15 protein-coding genes and 1 pseudogene are annotated in these 18,638 nt (G+C 61.0%); 11 read left to right on the top strand and 5 right to left on the bottom strand.

Annotation, left to right across the window (positions count from 1 at the left end):
• Positions 1 to 115 precede the first annotated feature (115 nt).
• Positions 116 to 2,854 (bottom strand): preprotein translocase subunit SecA, encoded by a 2,739-nt coding sequence (gene secA / locus DXT77_RS12730; protein ID WP_119427850.1) that lies wholly within the window; start codon positions 2,852 to 2,854, stop codon positions 116 to 118.
• Positions 2,855 to 3,161: 307 nt separating this feature from the next.
• On the opposite strand from secA, the gene DXT77_RS12725 reads away from it, so the two are divergent.
• A complete protein-coding gene (locus DXT77_RS12725; RefSeq protein WP_085709608.1) occupies positions 3,162 to 3,617 on the top strand; it encodes a DUF721 domain-containing protein in 456 nt (151 codons plus the stop codon).
• 23 nt (positions 3,618 to 3,640) lie between these two features.
• Here the strand turns inward: DXT77_RS12725 and DXT77_RS12720 are convergent, their stop codons facing one another.
• Positions 3,641 to 5,128, bottom strand: coding sequence for a helicase HerA-like domain-containing protein (locus DXT77_RS12720; protein ID WP_119427948.1), 1,488 nt, complete (start codon positions 5,126 to 5,128; stop codon positions 3,641 to 3,643).
• 188 nt (positions 5,129 to 5,316) lie between these two features.
• Here DXT77_RS12720 and DXT77_RS30370 point away from each other — a divergent pair.
• The 3 genes and pseudogenes from DXT77_RS30370 to DXT77_RS12710 form a co-directional block, all read left to right on the top strand.
• Positions 5,317 to 6,348 (top strand): annotated as a pseudogene (locus DXT77_RS30370) (cache domain-containing protein); the annotation flags it as partial.
• 93 nt (positions 6,349 to 6,441) lie between these two features.
• On the top strand, positions 6,442 to 7,206 hold the full coding sequence (locus DXT77_RS30365) for a methyl-accepting chemotaxis protein (protein WP_372238675.1): 765 nt from the start codon (positions 6,442 to 6,444) through the stop codon (positions 7,204 to 7,206).
• A gap of 187 nt (positions 7,207 to 7,393) precedes the next feature.
• Positions 7,394 to 8,389: a lysylphosphatidylglycerol synthase transmembrane domain-containing protein gene (locus DXT77_RS12710; protein ID WP_119427848.1), complete on the top strand. Its 996-nt coding sequence runs from the start codon at positions 7,394 to 7,396 to the stop codon at positions 8,387 to 8,389.
• Here DXT77_RS12710 and DXT77_RS12705 read toward each other — a convergent pair.
• Both DXT77_RS12705 and purU read right to left on the bottom strand, forming a co-directional pair.
• On the bottom strand, positions 8,358 to 8,552 hold the full coding sequence (locus DXT77_RS12705; RefSeq protein WP_119427847.1) for a hypothetical protein: 195 nt from the start codon (positions 8,550 to 8,552) through the stop codon (positions 8,358 to 8,360). The two genes, DXT77_RS12710 and DXT77_RS12705, sit on opposite strands and share 32 nt — an antisense overlap.
• Positions 8,553 to 8,637: 85 nt before the next feature.
• A complete protein-coding gene (purU, locus tag DXT77_RS12700; RefSeq protein WP_007912774.1) occupies positions 8,638 to 9,486 on the bottom strand; it encodes a formyltetrahydrofolate deformylase in 849 nt (282 codons plus the stop codon).
• 337 nt (positions 9,487 to 9,823) lie between these two features.
• On the opposite strand from purU, the gene mvaT reads away from it, so the two are divergent.
• A complete protein-coding gene (gene mvaT, locus DXT77_RS12695; protein WP_046054737.1) occupies positions 9,824 to 10,201 on the top strand; it encodes a histone-like nucleoid-structuring protein MvaT in 378 nt (125 codons plus the stop codon).
• 100 nt (positions 10,202 to 10,301) lie between these two features.
• Here mvaT and sbcB read toward each other — a convergent pair whose 3' ends face one another.
• Positions 10,302 to 11,732 carry an exodeoxyribonuclease I gene (gene sbcB, locus DXT77_RS12690; protein ID WP_119427846.1) on the bottom strand — a complete coding sequence of 477 codons (1,431 nt, stop codon included), beginning with the start codon at positions 11,730 to 11,732 and terminating at the stop codon, positions 10,302 to 10,304.
• Positions 11,733 to 11,912: 180 nt separating this feature from the next.
• Here sbcB and DXT77_RS12685 point away from each other — a divergent pair, with 180 nt between their 5' ends.
• From DXT77_RS12685 to DXT77_RS12660, 6 genes are read left to right on the top strand one after another with little or no spacing between them, the layout of a single operon-like run.
• Complete coding sequence (locus DXT77_RS12685) at positions 11,913 to 12,638, top strand: RDD family protein (RefSeq protein WP_119427845.1); 726 nt, start codon at positions 11,913 to 11,915, stop codon at positions 12,636 to 12,638.
• Positions 12,635 to 13,612 carry a stage II sporulation protein M gene (locus tag DXT77_RS12680; protein ID WP_119427844.1) on the top strand — a complete coding sequence of 326 codons (978 nt, stop codon included), beginning with the start codon at positions 12,635 to 12,637 and terminating at the stop codon, positions 13,610 to 13,612. Before DXT77_RS12685 ends, DXT77_RS12680 begins: the two co-directional genes overlap by 4 nt.
• Positions 13,599 to 15,143, top strand: a complete 1,545-nt coding sequence (locus tag DXT77_RS12675; protein ID WP_119427843.1) for a DUF4129 domain-containing protein — start codon at positions 13,599 to 13,601, stop codon at positions 15,141 to 15,143. Before DXT77_RS12680 ends, DXT77_RS12675 begins: the two co-directional genes overlap by 14 nt.
• Positions 15,140 to 16,303, top strand: a complete 1,164-nt coding sequence (locus DXT77_RS12670) for a DUF4350 domain-containing protein (protein WP_119427842.1) — start codon at positions 15,140 to 15,142, stop codon at positions 16,301 to 16,303. The genes DXT77_RS12675 and DXT77_RS12670 overlap by 4 nt, the downstream gene beginning before the upstream one ends.
• Entirely contained in the window at positions 16,300 to 17,301 is a 1,002-nt protein-coding gene (locus DXT77_RS12665) for a MoxR family ATPase (RefSeq protein WP_085689472.1), read from the top strand. Before DXT77_RS12670 ends, DXT77_RS12665 begins: the two co-directional genes overlap by 4 nt.
• Complete coding sequence (locus tag DXT77_RS12660; RefSeq protein ID WP_119427841.1) at positions 17,298 to 18,629, top strand: DUF58 domain-containing protein; 1,332 nt, start codon at positions 17,298 to 17,300, stop codon at positions 18,627 to 18,629. The genes DXT77_RS12665 and DXT77_RS12660 overlap by 4 nt, the downstream gene beginning before the upstream one ends.
• Positions 18,630 to 18,638: the final 9 nt, after the last annotated feature.

The raw sequence follows: 18,638 nt of genomic DNA, 5'->3' as shown, positions 1-18,638 counted from the left end.
CTCCTTACTCAATGATGTCAGCACCGCCAAGCGTAGTGGCGGTGGTGTAAATGGCAAAACGCCGCGACGGCTGGTGCCGGTCGCGGCGCGGGTATTTCAGCGATTGAAACGGGTTTTACTGGATCTGCCCGTGGCAATGCTTGAATTTCTTGCCCGAACCGCAGTAGCACAGTTCGTTGCGGCCCAGCTTCTGCTCGTTGCGAACCGGCGCGGTGGCCAGGGCCACATCGACCTCTTCACCGACCAGTGCTTCCGGCTGCTCCAGACCCGGGGCTTCGGCGTGTTCGAACTGCATGCGAGCGGCCAGCGCCTCGGCTTCCTGACGCAGACGCGCCTCCTCCTCGGCCGGATCTTCGCGGCGCACCTGAACGTGCGACAGCACACGGATCGAGTCGCGCTTGATCGAATCCAGCAGCTCGGAGAACAGTGTGAAGGACTCGCGCTTGTATTCCTGCTTCGGGTTCTTCTGCGCATAACCACGCAGGTGGATGCCGTGACGCAGGTGATCCATGGTCGACAGGTGGTCTTTCCACAGGTCGTCCAGCACGCGCAGCACGATCTGTTTCTCGAAGGAGCGCAGTGCCTCGGCACCGGCCTGGTCTTCTTTCTCGTTGTACGCGGCGATCAGCTCGTTCATCAGCTTCTCGCGCAGGGTTTCTTCGTACAGGTGATCGTCTTCGTCGAGCCATTGCTGGATCGGCAGCTTCACGCCGAAGTCGCTGGCAATCGCGGCTTCCAGACCGGCCACGTCCCACTGCTCAGGCAGCGATTGCGGAGGAATGTGCGCACTGACGGTGGCGTTCAGGACGTCCTGACGGAAATCAGCGATGGTTTCGCCGATGTTGTCGGCGGCCAGCAACGTGTTGCGCATGTGATAGATCACTTTACGCTGCTCGTTGTTGACGTCGTCGAACTCCAGCAGTTGTTTACGGATGTCGAAGTTGCGACCTTCAACCTTGCGCTGGGCCTTCTCGATGGCGTTGGTCACCATGCGGTGCTCGATCGCTTCGCCAGGCTGCATGCCCAGGGCCTTCATGAAGTTCTTCACCCGGTCGGAGGCGAAGATGCGCATCAGGCTGTCTTCCAGCGACAGGTAGAAGCGGCTGGAACCGGCGTCGCCCTGACGGCCGGCACGGCCACGCAACTGGTTGTCGATACGACGGGATTCGTGACGCTCGGACGCGATCACCTGCAGACCGCCGGACTCCAGCACTTGCTGGTGACGCTTCTGCCAGTCGGCCTTGATCTGCGCGATCTGCTCAGGGGTCGGGTTTTCCAGCGACGCGACTTCAACTTCCCAGTTGCCGCCCAACAGGATGTCGGTACCACGACCGGCCATGTTGGTGGCGATGGTCAGGGCGCCCGGACGACCGGCCTGTGCAATGATTTCAGCTTCTTTTTCGTGGAACTTGGCGTTCAGAACCTTGTGTTCGATGCCTTCCTTCACGAGCAATGCGGACATGTGCTCGGAAGTTTCGATGGTCGCAGTACCCACCAGCACCGGACGGCCGGCGGCCATGCTTTCCTTGATGTCGTTGACGATTGCCGCGTACTTCTCTTCGGCGGTCAGGAACACCAGGTCGTTGTAATCCTTACGGGCCAACGGTTTGTTGGTCGGGATGACGACGACCTGCAGACCATAGATCTGATGGAATTCGAACGCTTCGGTGTCCGCAGTACCGGTCATGCCGGACAGTTTTTCGTACAGACGGAAGTAGTTCTGGAACGTGGTCGATGCCAGGGTCTGGCTTTCGGCCTGGATGTTCAGGTTTTCCTTGGCTTCAATGGCCTGGTGCAGGCCTTCGGACAGTCGACGACCCGGCATGGTACGACCGGTGTGTTCGTCGACCAGTACGACCTGACCGTCCTGCACGATGTATTCGACGTTGCGGTTGAACAGTTTGTGTGCACGCAGGCCGGCGTAGACGTGAGTCAGCAGGCTCAGGTTGTGCGCCGAGTACAGGCTCTCACCCTCGGCCAGCAGACCGATGCTGGTCAACTGGTCTTCGATGAACTGGTGACCGGCTTCGTTGAGTTCGACCTGACGGGTCTTCTCGTCGACGGTGAAGTGACCTTCCTGGGTGACTTCGCCTTCGACTTCTTCAACGTGCAGCTTGAGTTTCGGGATCAGTTTGTTGATCTCGATGTACAGCCTGGAGCTGTCCTCGGCCTGACCGGAAATGATCAACGGAGTACGTGCTTCGTCGATGAGGATGGAGTCGACTTCGTCGATCACGGCAAAGTTGAGTTCGCGCTGGAATTTCTCTTCCATGCTGAACGCCATGTTGTCGCGCAGGTAGTCGAAGCCGAATTCGTTGTTGGTGCCGTAAGTGATGTCGGCAGCGTAGGCGGCGCGTTTCTCTTCCGGCGGCTGGAACGGCGTCACGATGCCGACGCTCAGGCCGAGGAATTCATACAGTGGGCGCATCCAGTTGGCGTCACGGCGGGCCAGGTAGTCGTTCACGGTCACAACGTGCACGCCCTTGCCGGACAGCGCGTTGAGGTAAACGCCCAGTGTACCCACCAGGGTCTTGCCTTCACCGGTACGCATTTCGGCGATCTTGCCTTCGTGCAAGGTCATGCCGCCGATCAACTGAACGTCAAAGTGACGCATGCCCATGACGCGCTTGCCGGCTTCGCGGGCGACCGCAAACGCTTCGGGCAACAGCTTGTCGAGGGTTTCCCCTTTGGCGATACGGTCCTTGAACTCGGCAGTCTTGGCGCGCAGTTGATCGTCCGAAAGAGCGACCATCTTCTCTTCGAAGGCATTGACGAGCTGCACCGTCTTGAGCATGCGTTTGACTTCACGCTCGTTCTTGCTTCCAAAAAGTTTCTTTAACAAAGGCGCAAACATATCGGCAGGATCTTCCACACTAAAGGGATGGAGGGCGGCCCCGTGAGTCGCCCGTGCAGCCCTCATGGCCGCATGCGAACGAGCATTCTACCCGGAAACGGTGGTGAGGAAAGTGGCGATATTCCACGATGCTGGCACTGCGCTTTGACGGGGCTCACTTAAAATAGGGGCGTTTTGCTCAACTTCAAGCCGTTGGCGGCAGAAGTTAGTCGTTGATTTAATGGGCAAAGCAGGGACAAAAGCAATGGGCGAGTGAAATGGGGCCCATCTGCTACCATGGCGCCTTTGCAACTTCAGGTGTTGGATCATGGCATTTCGCCCTCTTACAGCCAGAGCGCCCGCCGTTCTGCTACGCGAAGCCAGGCCGTTGAAAGCCATCCTCGGCCATGCTCAACGCCTGGCCCATCTGCAGCGCCTGCTCGACAGCCAGCTGCAACCCGCCGCCCGCGAGCACTGCCATGTGGCCAAGTGGCGCGAAGGCGAACTGTCGCTGGTGGTCACCGACGGTCATTGGGCCACGCGCCTGCGCTATCAGCAAAAACGCCTGCTGCGGCAATTGCAGATGTTCGACGAGTTTGCCGGTCTGACGCGGATCAAGTTCTCGGTGCGACCACCTGTCATTCAGCCGAGAGCAGCCGGGCATACGATGGATCTGTCGACGGATGCCGCAGCGACCATTCAATCCACCGCCGACGGGATCAGCGATCCGAGCCTGCGGGCGGCGCTGGAGCGTCTGGCAGCGCACGCCAAGGCCAAATCCTGACCCTGGCCCGCCCGCAACAGTTCTTAGCGGCGCTTGCTGCCACCGAGCAACGATCCCATCAATCCCCGCACCAACTGCCGGCCCAACTGGTTCGCCGCCTGGCGCATCGCCGACTTCAACGCCTGCCCCGCCGCGGTTCCGAGGAATTCCCCGGCCTTGTCCGCCAGGCTTGGCTCTTCAGGCGCCGGTTTGCCAGGTATCGCCTCGGCTTCAGGCCCCAGGTTCTTGCGCCCGGTGAGGATTTCATAAGCCGACTCGCGGTCGATCGGCTTGTCATAACGCCCCTTGAATGGCGACCCGGCAATCAGCACCGTGCGTTCGGTCTCGGTCAACGGCCCGATCCGCGATTGCGGCGGCGCCACCAACACGCGCTGGACCATTTCCGGGGTGCCCTTTTCCTGCAGGGTGCCGACCAGCGCCTCGCCAATCCCGAGTTCGGTCAACACCGACAACGTATCGAACGCCGGATTCGGCCGGAAACCGTCCGCCACCGCCCGCAGGGATTTCTGCTCCTTGGCGGTGAACGCCCGCAGACCGTGCTGCACGCGCAACCCGAGTTGCGCCAGCACGTTGTCCGGCAGATCGCCCGGTGACTGGGTGACGAAATACACGCCCACGCCCTTGGAGCGGATCAGCCGCACCACTTGTTCCAGACGTTCCTGCAAGGCCTTGGGCGTATCACCGAACAGCAAGTGCGCTTCGTCGAAAAACAGCGCCAACAGCGGTTTGTCGGCATCGCCCCGCTCCGGCAGTTGCTCGAACAATTCAGCGAGCAGCCACAGCAGAAACGTCGCGTAGACCTTCGGCGCTTCATGCACCAGACGACTGGCATCCAGCAAATGAATCCGGCCGCGACCGTCGGCGGCCGGTTGCAAAATGTCTTCCAGCTGCAGCGCCGGCTCGCCGAACAAGGCTTCGGCGCCCTGCTGCTCAAGGATGGCCAGACGCCGCAACAGCGCCTGGCTGGAGCCAGTGGTGAACAGCGCCGCGTCGTCGCCGAGCAGTTGCGGGTTGTCCTTGAGGTGATTGAGCAATGCTTTCAGGTCTTTCAGATCCAGCAGCAACAGCCCTTCACGGTCGGCGACCTTGAACGCTGCGTACAGCGCCGACTGCTGGCTGTCGGTCAGCTCCAGCAACGCACCGATCAATAACGGTCCCATTTCACTCAACGTGGTGCGCAGCGGATGACCGGACTCCCCGTGAATGTCCCACAAGGTCACGGGATAAGCCTGAGGCTTGTAGTTGAGCCATGGCATGCCGGCGATGCGCTCGGCAACCTTGCCCTGAGGATTGCCGGCAGCACCAAGACCGCACAGGTCACCCTTGATGTCGGCGGCGAATACCGCGACCCCGGCGTCGCTGAAGGCTTCGGCCAGACGCTGCAAAGTGACGGTCTTGCCGGTACCGGTCGCGCCGGCCACCAGTCCGTGACGGTTGGCCAGGCGCATCGCCTGGGCGATCGGTTGCCCGGCGAGGTCGGCGCCGATAACGAGTTGCGAGGAGTCAGGCATTTGGTCACCCAATAGTTAATCTTTGTCGAGCATGGCCGATAGAGAGGAGTGAGAGACCCGATCAAAAGTCCGGTCTGAGATTTCCCTAAGGAGAGACGGAAATATCAGTGAGCTTTCACCCCTGCCCATATTGCGCGCCTTTATAAAAGCACGCCCTGGACATTAAGACCTTAGCGGAACCCCAAGCCATGAACAAAAATCTACGCTTCAGCCATAAAATCTTGCTTGCCGCCGCCCTCATCGTCATTGCCGCCTTCGCCTCGTTCACGCTGTACAACGACTGGCTGCAGCGCAATGCGATCCGCGATGACCTGAACAACTACCTCAACGAGATGGGCGAGGTCACTGCCGACAACATCCAGACCTGGCTCAGCGGGCGCATCCTGCTGATCGAGAACGCGGCACAGAACATCGCGATCAACCCCGAGCCGTCCGCCGTCGCCAGCCTGCTGGAACAGAAAGCCCTGACGTCGACCTTCATGGCGTCCTACCTCGGCGACGCCACCGGGCACTTCACCATTCGTCCGGATGCGAAGATGCCGGACGGTTTCGATCCGCGGGTTCGCCCCTGGTATAAAGGTGCCGAAAGCAGCAGCACCTCGACCCTGACCGAACCGTACATCGACGCGGCCACCGGCCAGACCATCATTTCCATCGCCACCGCCGCGAAAAAGGCCGGCCAGAGCGTCGGCGTGGTGGGCGGCGACCTGAGCCTGCAAACCCTGATCGACACCCTCAGCGCCCGGGACTTCTCCGGCATGGGCTACGCGTTCCTGGTCAGCGCCGACGGCAAGATCCTGGTGCACCCGGACAAGGCCCTGGTGATGAAATCGCTCAAGGAAGCCTATCCGCAGGACACTCCGCGCATCAGCAGCGATTTCAGTGAAATCACTGTCGACGGCAAGACCCGCATCGTCACCTTCGCCCCGATCAAGGGCCTGCCGTCGGTGAACTGGTACATCGGTCTGTCCGTGGACAAGGACAAAGCCTTCTCGATGCTCAGCCAGTTCCGCACCTCGGCCGTGATCGCGACCGTGATTGCCGTGGCCATCATCATCGCCCTGCTCGGCATGCTGATCCGCATCCTGATCCAGCCGCTGCACGTCATGACGCGCGCCATGGAAGACATCGCCGACGGCGAAGGCGACCTGACCAAGCGTCTGACCATCCAGAACCAGGACGAATTCGGCGTGCTCGGCACGGCATTCAACCGCTTCGTCGAGCGGATTCACGGTTCGATCCGCGAAGTGTCGTCCGCCACCGGGCAAGTCAACGAAGTCGCCCTGCGCGTGGTCGCGGCCTCGAACTCGTCGATGTACAACTCCGACCAGCAAGCGTCGCGTACCAACAGCGTGGCCGCCGCGATCAATCAGCTCGGTGCCGCCGCCCAGGAAATCGCCCGCAACGCCGCACAGGCCTCGACCCAGGCCAGCGACGCCCGTGGCTTGGCCGCAGACGGCCAGCAAGTGGTGGATCGCAGCATCAAGGCGATGAATCAACTGTCGAGCATGCTCAGCGCATCCAGCAGCAACATCGAATCGCTGAACAGCAAGACCGTGAACATCGGCCAGATCCTGGAAGTGATCACCAGCATTTCCCAGCAGACCAACCTGCTGGCGCTCAACGCCGCCATCGAAGCTGCGCGGGCCGGTGAAGCCGGACGCGGGTTCGCCGTGGTGGCGGACGAAGTGCGCAACCTCGCCCACCGCACCCAGGAATCGGCGCAACAGGTGCAGACCATGATCGAGGAGCTGCAAGTCGGCGCCCGCGAATCGGTCAGTACCATGAGTGACAGCCAGCGCCACAGTCAGGACAGCGTAGAAATCGCCAACCTCGCCGGCGAACGCCTGAACAGCGTGACCCAGCGCATCGGTGAGATCGACGGCATGAACCAGTCGGTGGCCACTGCCACCGAGGAACAGACCGCCGTGGTCGAGTCGATCAACGTCGATATCACCGAGATCAATACGCTGAACCAGGAAGGCGTCGAGAACCTGCAGGCGACCTTGCGTGCCTGTTCCGATCTGGAACAGCAGGCTTCGCGTTTGAAGCAACTGGTCGGCAGCTTCCGCATTTAAGCCCCTCCCCCGATTGTCTTCGCGGGTCAGCCCGCGAAGACATCTCACCTCCCGCAAACCTCCCTACCGCACATCCCGACCGAACATCTATTCTGGAGTAAGGTCAACACGGGACATCAACACGCGGAGGGGCGTTCACTGTGCATATCGCTGAAATCACGCTAACGCGCCAGCACGGACATAGCGCATGAGTCGCGGCATCCTGTTGCTGATCGGTCTGCTGGCCGCCGTGCTGATCCCTTCCTTACTGGGCGGCGGTGAAACCTGGACGCGGCTGCAAGCCTTTCCTCTGCACTGGCTGTCCATCCTGCTGGCCATGGTTCTGCTGTGCTGGGGCATCAATACCTTGCGCCTGCGACTGCTGCTCGGCGATCAGCGTGAACGGGTCACGCCGCTGAAAAGCCTTGGCGTGGTCATGGCCGCCGAATTCGCCTGGTGCGCCACACCCGGCGGCACTGGCGGGCCGTTGACGATCATGGCGCTGCTGGCCCGCAGCGGAGTGCGCCCGGCCCGGGGCAGCGCGGTGTTTGCGATGGATCAGTTGAGTGACCTGCTGTTCTTCCTGTGTGCGTTGGGCGGGATTTTGATTTATGCCTTGTTCCAGCATCTGAGCGACCGGATGGAATGGCTGCTGATTGTCAGCGCCATTTCGTTGTTCGGCGGGTTGTTCGGTTGTGTGCTGGTGGCGCGTTATCACCGGATGCTGATTCGCTGGAGTGGCCGGTTGCTGGCGCGCATGAACGTGCAAACCGCCACGCGATGGCGCTGGGCGCGCAAGCTGCTGCATTTTCTCGCGGCGTTCACCGATGCCCTGAAACTGCCGCGACAAACGCTGTTCAAGGTGTTTGCCCTGACGTGCGTGCATTGGTCGCTGCGTTACAGCGTGCTGTATCTGACGTTGCGGGGGCTGGAAGCGGAAGTGCAGTGGGCCTGGACGTTTCTGATTCAGATGCTTTCGCTGGGGGCGGGACAATTCAGCCTGTTGCCGGGCGGGGCCGGGGCGGCGGAACTGACGTCGGCGGCGCTGCTGGCGCCCATGGTGGGGGCGTCGACCGCTGCCGCGGCGATCCTGATCTGGCGGGCGATGACGTTTTACTTCTACCTGCTGGTCGGCGGGCCGATTTTCCTGCTGATGCTCGGGCGACCGCTGCTCAGGAAACTGATGAAGGTGCGCCAGGCTTAGTATCGTCCGGCTTCTCTTCGTTGAGCTGTTCCCACAACTCAGCGGCGTCGGGGAAGTCCGTGCCGTCCTCCGGGCTCAGATCATCCGGGTCATAGCGGCTCAGACAGCCTTCACCCAGGGTGGCGGGCGCTTTGGAGGTGGCTTTGTCCAGTGGATCGCTCATGGGCGTTTTCTCCGGGGGCTGAAACAAAAAAGGGCCTGAAGCGATTGAACGCCCAGGCCCTTGGTTTTTCAACCGAAAGGTTCGATCAGAACACGACGGTCTTGTTGCCGTGCACCAGCACGCGGTCTTCCAGGTGATAGCGCAGGCCACGGGCCAGCACCATCTTCTCGACGTCACGGCCGAAACGCACCATGTCTTCGATGCTGTCACTGTGGCTGACGCGCACCACGTCCTGCTCGATGATCGGGCCGGCATCCAGCTCTTCGGTCACGTAGTGGCAGGTGGCGCCGATCAGTTTCACGCCGCGCAACGACGCCTGGTGATACGGCTTGGCGCCGACGAACGACGGCAGGAAGCTGTGGTGAATGTTGATGACCTTGTGCGCATATTCGCGGCACATGTCCGGCGGCAGGATCTGCATGTAGCGCGCCAGCACCACCACTTCGGCATCGTGCTGCTTGACCAGGCGCGACACTTCGTCGAAGGCCGGTTGCTTGTCCTGCGGATTGACCGGGACGTGGTAATAAGGAATGCCGTGCCACTCGACCATGCTGCGCAGGTCGTCGTGGTTGGAAATCACGCAGGAGATCTCGCAATCGAGCTCATCGCTGTGCCAGCGGTGCAGCAGGTCGGCCAGGCAGTGGGACTCACGGCTGGCCATCAGCACCACACGCTTTTTCTGCTCGGTGTCGGTGATGCGCCAGTCCATCGAGAACTCTTCGGCGATCGGTGCAAACTTCTCGCGCAACACCTCGATACCGAAAGGCAGGGAATCGGCACGGATTTCGTGACGCATGAAGAACCAGCCGACCTGATTGTCCGAGTGGTGGCTCGCTTCGGTGATCCAGCCATTGTGGGCCGCCAGAAAGTTACTGACTTTGGCAACGATGCCAACGCGGTCCGGGCAAGAAATCACCAGCCGAAAAGTGCGCATGAGGGGGAAACTCCAGAACTTCGCAAAGGCGGACATTCTAGCGACTACGCCGCAAAACTGCAGTATCGATGAGCCTTGAGCCCCGCCAGGCCTCGCCGCAGCTTTTTTGACGCGGGCAATCGTCAGGATGATGGCGCGCTAATAGCCCTGCACCAACCGGTCTCTGTGAATATCTGTGAAGACTGCATCACATTATTTAACTGAATATTCAATTCAGGGCTTTTCAACGTAACTAATCCAAATAAAAAGCCCGGTTAAATGTTTACTTGATGAAACAGCCTGACTATTATTGCCGCACTGTCCCCTGCCATCGCGCACTCCCAATAAGGTAGTAATCATGTCCTTGATCAACGAATATCGTGCCACCGAAGAAGCCATCAAAGAGCTGCAAGCCCGTTTGAAGAACCTGTCGCAAGACGACAAACTGCAAGCCGAGCTGGAATTCGAAGGCAAACTGCGCACCCTGATGGGCGAATACTCCAAGTCCCTGCGTGACATCATCGCGCTGCTGGATCCAGAGTCCAAAACCAAGGCCCCACGTGGCGGCGCAGTAAAAACTACCGGCACCAAGCGTGCACGCAAAGTTAAACAATACAAAAACCCGCACAACGGCGAAGTCATCGAAACCAAAGGTGGCAACCACAAGACTCTGAAAGAGTGGAAAGCCAAGTGGGGCGGTGACGTGGTTGAAGGCTGGGCTACCCTGCTGGGCTAAGCCGCAACCCTTGTCGCAGACCCGTCCGCGACACAAAAAAACGCCAGCATCCGCTGGCGTTTTTTTATGCCCGCCGTTCAGGCAACGAACATGTTCGATTTCAAAGATTCAAACGTTTGCGCAATGCCTGGACATAACTCTGCCATTCAACCAGCACCTCGCGCTGTAATGGCGAGGCACTAAGCAACCATTGCTCCGCGGCCTCTGTAAAAGATTGCAAGGTATTAGGGGCACCCCATTCAGGCTCGGACAAGCGCTGCCGACAAAAGATTTGCCAGCGTTCTTGCTCTTCGAAATTCAACGTATCCGGAAAGTTACGTGCGCGATATCGAAACAACAATTCAGGCAAACGTTCGTCATCGAACGGCCATTGCTCTCGCGCCAATTGCGCAGGATCCACCGTCCTCACTTGCTCACATAAACGACGATCACGATCGCCGATAAATCCGTCGTACAACTGTTGTTCGGGATCTTCACTCGGGGTGAAATCTTCGCTGGCATAAATCGCCGGGACTTTATCTTTCCAAACTTGTTGTGCGTCACTTAGTCGCAATGCGCGGGCCTGATACAGCGCCATGTCCAGACCCAGACGCTGCTGATCTTCAGCCCTCAACACCGACAACGGCGCCACCACCGGGCACTTGTTGATGTGGATGAGCTTGAGCGGCACCGGCAATTCGCCTTCGGCCAGATCTTCACGGCGGGTATACAGGCGCTGGCGCAGGGTCTGCGCATCCAGATCGAGCAGACCTTGTGGATCGAGATGCAGATCACAAACGATCAATGCGTTCTTGTTGCGCGGATGCCAGGCCAGCGGCAGCACCACACCGACAAAACTGCGCGCCGCCGAGAAGCGTCCGGAAATGTGCACCATCGGCTGCAACAGACGAATCTGGTCCATGACCTTCTGTTTGCTGCGCAGCTGGAACAGCCAGTCATACAACTTCGGCTGCTTCTCGCGGATCAACCGGGCCAGAGCGATGGTGGCGCGAACATCCGACAACGCCTCGTGGGCATTGCCGTGATCGATGCCGTTGGCGGCGGTCAAGCGTTCGAGCTTCAACGTGACCTTGCCTTCGTCATCGGTCGGCCAGACCAGCCCGTCGGGACGCAACGCATAAGCAGCGCGCACCACATCGATCAGATCCCAGCGGCTGTTGCCGCCCTGCCATTCACGGGCATAAGGATCGAAAAAGTTGCGGTACAGGCTGTAACGAGTCATCTCGTCGTCGAAACGCAAGGTGTTGTACCCCGCGCCGCAAGTGCCGGGAGCCGCAAGCTGGGCGTGAACCCGGGTCATGAAATCGGCTTCGCTCAAACCTTGTTCAGCAAGACGGCTCGGGGTGATGCCGGTGATTGCGCACGCCGCCGGGTGCGGCAGGATGTCTTCGCTGGGCTGGCAGTAAAGATTGACCGGTTCGTCGATTTCGTTGAGTTCGTGATCGGTGCGAATCCCGGCCACCTGCAACGGTCGGTCGCATCGCGGATTGATGCCGGTGGTTTCGTAGTCGTACCAGAAGATGGAAGTCACGGGCGGTTCCTGAACTGAAGATCGGCAAAGTCTAGGCGTTCGACCGCCGTCGCGGCCAGCTCCGCATCATTCAGTCACCTTTGGTTGAACGATGTGAATGACATAGTTATGTCGTTTTCCCCCGAGAGGCTGCTAGCATCGGATTCACTCGCATCCCGATCCGGCAACATCAGGTAGCCCATGCTCGAGACCACAGCACCGCCAAGGAAAGCAACGCTGGCCCCGCCGCTGGACACACGGCACCAGGTCGAAACGCCGGAAGGCATCGACCTGCCGCTGCGTCCCGCCGGCCTGATGGTGCGTGCCGTGGCCTTCACCATCGACTTGGTTTTGCGCGGGTTGATCATGGGGCTGCTGTTCATGTTGCTGGCGCTGCTCGGCAAACTCGGCATCGGCCTGGGATCGCTGCTGCTGTTTGCGGTGAGCTGGTGGTACATGGTGCTGTTCGAAGTGCTGCGTCAGGGCCGTTCGCCGGGCAAGCAATGGATGGGCCTGCGGGTGGTACACGACGATGGCACGCCGGTCGGCTGGTCGGCCTCCTTGCTGCGCAATCTGCTGCGTTTCGTTGACCTGATGCCGTTCGGCTATTTCCTTGGCGCCATCAGTTGCCTGCAACATCCGACCTTCAAACGCCTCGGCGACATCGCTGCCGGGACGCTGGTGATCTACAGCGAACGCCCGCTCAAGCGCCCTCAGTTGCCCGATGCCGAACCTCGCCGCTCACCGGTCCCGCTGACCCTGACTGAACAACGGGCCCTGCTCGCTTTCGCCGAGCGTCAGGGGGAACTGTCGACGGCGCGGGTCAATGAACTCGCAGCGCTTCTGGCTCAGCCACTGCACATCAGCGCGCCGAAAGCCGTCGGTGAACTCAACGGCATCGCCCGCGGCCTGCTGGGGCCGACATGAAGCAAAGTCTTTTCGAAACCCGTCACAAGGCCGAATGGGAGCGTTTCACGCTCGCCCTCGAACGTCTGGAACGCGGCAAGGACACTTCGCAGGTGGCTGAATTCCCCAAGGCCTACCGGCGACTCTGCCAGCATCTGGCATTGGCGCAGGAACGTGGCTACAGCAGTTTTCTCGTCGATTCGTTGCAACAGCTCGTTCTGCGCGGCCATCAACAGCTTTACCGTCACCGCAGTCAGCTCGGCGCCAACCTGCTGGGCTTCATCCTGGCCGGATTTCCACGGCTGGTACGCGCCGAATGGCGCTTCGTGCTGGCCGCCGGGTTGTTGTTCTTCGGCAGCCTGATCGGCTTCGGATTACTGGTGTACCTGTACCCGGAGCTGGTCTACAACCTGATCCCCGCCGATCAGGTGCGCGAGATGCAGAGCATGTACGACCCCGCCGCCGGCCACCTCGGGCGCTCGGCCGAACGTGCGGCGAGCGAAGACTGGGTGATGTTCGGCTACTACATCATGCACAACATCGGCATCGCCTTTCAGACCTTCGCCAGCGGATTGCTGCTGGGGGTGGGCAGCGCGTTTTTCCTGTTCTACAACGGCTTGATCATCGGCACCGTGGCCGGGCACCTGAGTGAAATCGGCTACGGCCAGACCTTCTGGTCGTTCGTGATCGGGCACGGTGCCTTCGAACTCACCGCCATTGCCCTGGCCGGGGCGGCGGGACTGAAGCTGGGTTGGGCATTGATCGCGCCGGGTCGCCTGACACGCGGCGAGGCCCTGAGACACGCGGCGCGCCAAAGTGTTTTGCTGATCTGCGGAGTGATGCTGTTCCTGTTGATTGCCGCGTTTATCGAGGCTTACTGGTCGTCACGCACCGGGGTCACGCCGCAGACCAAATACCTGGTCGGCGCCGGGCTCTGGATCTGCGTGGCGACATACCTGTTTTTCGCCGGAAGGACCCGCCATGCGCCTGAGTGACGCGACCGTGGTGATCCGCCCGCGCACCACCTGGGAAGCCATGGACCTGGGCGTGCGCATGAGCCAGCAGCACCGGCGTCTGTTGATGACCAGTTGGGCCATCGTCACCCTGCCGTTGTTTGTTGTTCTTAGCCTGTTGCTGTGGGATTCGCCGTCGCTCGCGGTGTTCATCTTCTGGTGGCTGAAACCGGCGTACGAACGCTTGCCGCTGTACATCCTGTCCAAAGCCCTGTTCGGCGAAACGCCCACACTGAAACAGGCATTGCGCCAATGGCCAGAACTGCTCAAACCTCAACTGCTGGCGAGTCTGACCTGGCGACGCCTGAGCTTCAGTCGCAGTTTCCTGATGCCGGTGGTGCAACTCGAAGGCCTGGGCGGTCTCGCGCGCCAGCAACGTTTGCGGGTACTGCTGCAACGCAATGCCGGCGCAGCCCAGTGGCTGACGATCATTGGCGTCCATCTGGAAACGGCGCTGTGGATCGGTCTGATGGTGCTGTTCTATTTACTCCTGCCACAACAGATCGAAACCGATTGGGACTGGCAAAGCCTGATCTTCGCCGCCGACCACCAATGGCGCTGGCTCGAGCACCTGACCAATGCCTTCTATGCCCTGATACTGGTGATCTGGGAACCGATCTACGTCGCCTGCGGTTTCAGCCTCTATCTGAACCGGCGCACCGTGCTTGAAGCCTGGGACATCGAACTGGTGTTCCGCCGCCTGCGCCAACGCCTGAACAGCAGCGCTCTCGGCTTGCTGCTGGCGGTTTGTCTGCTGCTGCCGGGAGTGCCGTCGACGTGGGCCGCCGACCCTGCCACCGCCCCGGATGCGCCCCGGCTCCTGAATCAGCCACTGACCAGTCAGGCCTCCCGCAACAGCATCAAGGCCTTGCTGGAACAACCGCCGTTCAAGAACAAGGAAACCGTCACCCGTTATCGCTTCGGCGAAGATCCTGCCACCGTAGAAAAGGCCAAGGACAGCAAAGCCCCACAATGGCTGAAAACCCTGCTGGGCTGGCTCAATGGTCAACACCTCGACGGGCTGGCCAAGTCGATTGAAGTGTTGCTGTGGGCCGTGGTGATCGGGGCACTCGGATGGTTGATCTGGCGCTACCGCGAGTTTCTGCAAACGTTCGTCAGTCGTCGCCCGCGATTGCCGGAGCGGATAAAACGCCCCGTGCCACAGCAAGCCTTCGGCCTCGACCTGAGCCGGGAAACCCTGCCCGACGACATCGCCGCCAGCGCCGAACAGCTCTGGCAGACCCAGCCCCGTGCGGCGCTCGGCCTGCTGTATCGGGCGCTGCTCAGCCACCTGCTGCACGACTTCAACCTGACCCTGAAACCCGCCGACACCGAGAGCGAAGTACTGGCGCGGATCGAACATTTGCAGCGTCCCGACCTGCTCGCCTACAGCCGTCATCTCACCGGCCACTGGCAGAACATGGCCTATGGGCACCGCGTACCGGCGGCGCATCTGCAACAGGAATTGTGTGAGGGCTGGCGGTCACTGTTCGGCAAGGGAGCTGCCCGTTGAACCGGCGCGCACTCTGGCTGATCGGCGCATTGATTGTTGCCTTGTTGGGTGCGCTGGGCGTTTATCTGTACCTCAAGGCCACGCCTTACCAGGCCGTGGTCGATCACGGCCCGTCCCCCGCCGCGCAAGCCAATCCTTATCTGGCGGCGGAGATGTTTCTACGCAGCCACGGGATTACCGTCGGCCATGCCGAGAGCCTCGCCGTGCTGCCAGAAATCGATCCTCGACGACACACGCTGCTGCTGTTCAACGACCGTTCAAAAATGACGCCGCGTCAGGTCGATCAAGTCTTGAACTGGGCCCGGGCCGGCGGACGACTGGTGTTCGTCGCCGAGTCGCTGTGGGATGAAAAGACCGGCCAGAGCAACGACCTGCTGCTCGACCGCGTGCAGCTGCATCAGTCCCTGAGCAAGGATCTGAAAGACCCGCCGCCGGATGCCGACGACGATCCCTGGCCCAACCTGACCAAGCTTTATCTGGAAGACGAAGACGCGCCCGCCTACGCCGGGTTCGACACCGCGTTCCACCTCGACGACCCGAAAAACCTCGCCCAGGCCTGGGCCAACAGCGCCCGGGCCACGCACATGATGCAACTGCCCTACGGCGTCGGCACGATCACCGTGGTCACCGATGCCGATCTGTGGAAAACCCCGGCCATCGCTCAACACGACAATGCCTGGCTGCTCTGGTATCTGAGCGCCGACACCGCCGTGACGCTGCTGTACAACACCGAGCACGACGGTCTGCTGACCTTGCTCTGGCGCTATTTCCCGCAGGCCATCGTCGCCCTGTTGGCGCTGATCGGTCTGTGGCTGTGGCATGTCGGCGTGCGTCACGGGCCGGTGCAGGCTCCTGCCCCGAGCGGTCGTCGTCAGTTGATGGAACACCTGCGCGCCAGTGCCGATTTCATCCTGCGCCACAACGGTCAACAGACCTTGCTGCAAGCCTTGCAGCAGGACGTCCTGCGTCGCGCCCGTCACCGACATCCCGGTTTTGACCAATTGAACGTCGCCGAACAATGGCTGGCCCTGTCACGCCTGACCCGCCAGCCGACCCGTGCCATCAGCCAGGCCCTGAGCCCGGCACCGAAGCGGCGCCTGTCCAGCGCCGAATTCTGCCGTCAGGTGGCCCACCTGCAAGCCCTGAGGAACTCGCTATGACCGAACACATCGAACCCGGCTCGCCCAGCCACGCGGCCCAGCAACGCCACCGAGCCAGTCAGTTGGCCCAAGCGGTACGCGGCGAATTACAGAAGGCGCTGATCGGCCAGAACCCGGTGATCGACGACGTCCTGACCGCGCTGATCGCCGGCGGCCATGTGCTGCTCGAAGGCGTTCCCGGCCTCGGCAAAACCCTGCTGGTACGGGCCCTGGCCAAATGCTTCGGTGGCGAGTTCGCACGCATCCAGTTCACCCCGGACCTGATGCCCAGCGACGTCACCGGCCACGCGGTTTACGACCTGCAGACCGAACAATTCAAACTGCGCAAAGGCCCGCTGTTCACCAACCTGCTGCTGGCCGACGAGATCAACCGCGCCCCGGCCAAGACCCAGGCCGCATTGCTCGAAGCGATGCAGGAACGTCAGGTCACCCTCGAAGGTCGGGCCCTGCCGATTGCCCAGCCGTTCATGGTGCTCGCCACGCAAAACCCGATCGAACAGGAAGGCACCTATCCCCTGCCCGAAGCAGAGCTCGACCGCTTCATGCTCAAGGTGCGCATGGATTACCCCGATGCCGATCAGGAGCTGGACATGGTGCGTCAGGTCAGCCGCTCGACCCGCGCCGACATGCTCGACGTGCAACCGCTGCGCACCGTGTTGCAGGCGAAGGACGTGCAAGCCCTGCAACGCATCGCCAGCGATCTGCCGCTGGACGATCAGGTGCTCGACTATGCCGTGCGACTGGCCCGCAGCACCCGCACTTGGCCGGGGCTGAGCCTCGGCGCCGGGCCTCGTGCCTCCATTGCACTGGTGCGTTGCGCCCGCGCCAGGGCCCTGTTGCGCGGCGGCGAATTCGTGATTCCCGACGACATCAAGGGTTGCGCACTGGCGGTGTTGCGCCACCGCGTTCGCCTTGCTCCGGAGCTGGATATCGAAGGCCTGCAGGTCGATCAGGTGCTCCAGCAACTGCTTGACCAGATCCCGGCGCCGCGCCTGTGAAACCCTCGCGCCTGCTGTTGATCTGGCTGGCAATCCTGCTGACCATCGGCATTGTGCTGGGCACGTTGCAGGCGCTGGATGTGGAAGTGTCTTCGAGCCTGTTGTCGATCAACTGGGGGTTGCTGCTGGCGCTGCTTGCGCTGAGCCTGCTGGACGCGCTGCGCCTCAAACGCCTGCCCTCGCCCCGTGTACAACGACAGATGCCCGGCAGCCTGGCCCTCGGTCGCTGGAGCGAAATCCGGCTGGAAGTCGAACACGATTTCGACCAACCACTGGTCATACAAATCTTCGACCATGTCCCCGATGGCCTGAGTTTCGAAAACCTGCCCCTCGACACCGAGCTGCAACCCGGTCAGCGCAGCCTGATCGGCTATCGCCTGCGTCCGCTCAAACGCGGCCACTTCACCTTCGACACCTGCGAACTCAACCTGCCAAGCCCCTTCGGCCTGTGGTCCGGCAAACGCCTGCTGAACCTCACCGACCACACCCGCGTCTACCCCGACTTCGCGCGCCTCTACGGCGGCCAGTTGCTGGCGGTGGACAACTGGCTCAGCCAGCTCGGCGTACGCCAGCGCCAACGCCGTGGCCAAGGCATGGAGTTTCATCAACTGCGGGAGTTTCGCGAAGGCGACAGCCTGCGCCAGATCGACTGGAAAGCCACCGCCCGCCACCGCACACCGATTGCCCGGGAGTACGAAGACGAACGGGATCAACAGATCATCTTCATGCTCGATTGCGGGCGGCAGATGCGCAGTCAGGATGGGGAGCTGTCGCATTTTGATCATGCGTTGAATGCTTGTCTGTTGTTGAGTTATGTGGCGCTGCGGCAGGGGGATGCGGTGGGGTTGATGACATTTGCCAGTGATCAGCCGCGGTTTATTGCACCGATCAAAGGTGCGGGGCAGCTCAAGGTGTTGCTCAACGGTGTTTATGATCTGGATAGCACGCAACGTTCGGCGGATTATCCGGCGGTGGTGAATCAGTTGCTGGCGAGGCAGAAGCGTCGGGCGCTGGTGGTGTTGGTGACGAATGTGCGGGATAAGAATGATGAGGAATTGCTGAACGCTGTCAGACAACTAAGCCAACAGCATCGAGTACTCGTGGCCAGCCTGCGAGAAAGCACACTTGAGGATGCACGGCATGCGCAGGTGCAAACGATCGGGGAAGCACTTGTATACTGCGCGACGGTGGATTACCTGAATAACCGGGCAAAACTTCATGAACAGTTGAGCGCCCATGGACTACAGGTACTGGATGTCGAGCCCGACAAGCTGGGCACGGAGATGCTGACGCGGTACTTGAGCTGGAAAAGAGCCGGGGAATTTTAATGCCACGGC

The sequence above is a fragment of the Pseudomonas sp. 91RF genome, from assembly GCF_003576265.1.
Lineage (GTDB): Bacteria > Pseudomonadota > Gammaproteobacteria > Pseudomonadales > Pseudomonadaceae > Aquipseudomonas > Aquipseudomonas kribbensis.
The sequence above is the reverse complement of the archived record's forward strand: the minus strand, read 5'-3'. Positions and strand labels throughout refer to the sequence as shown.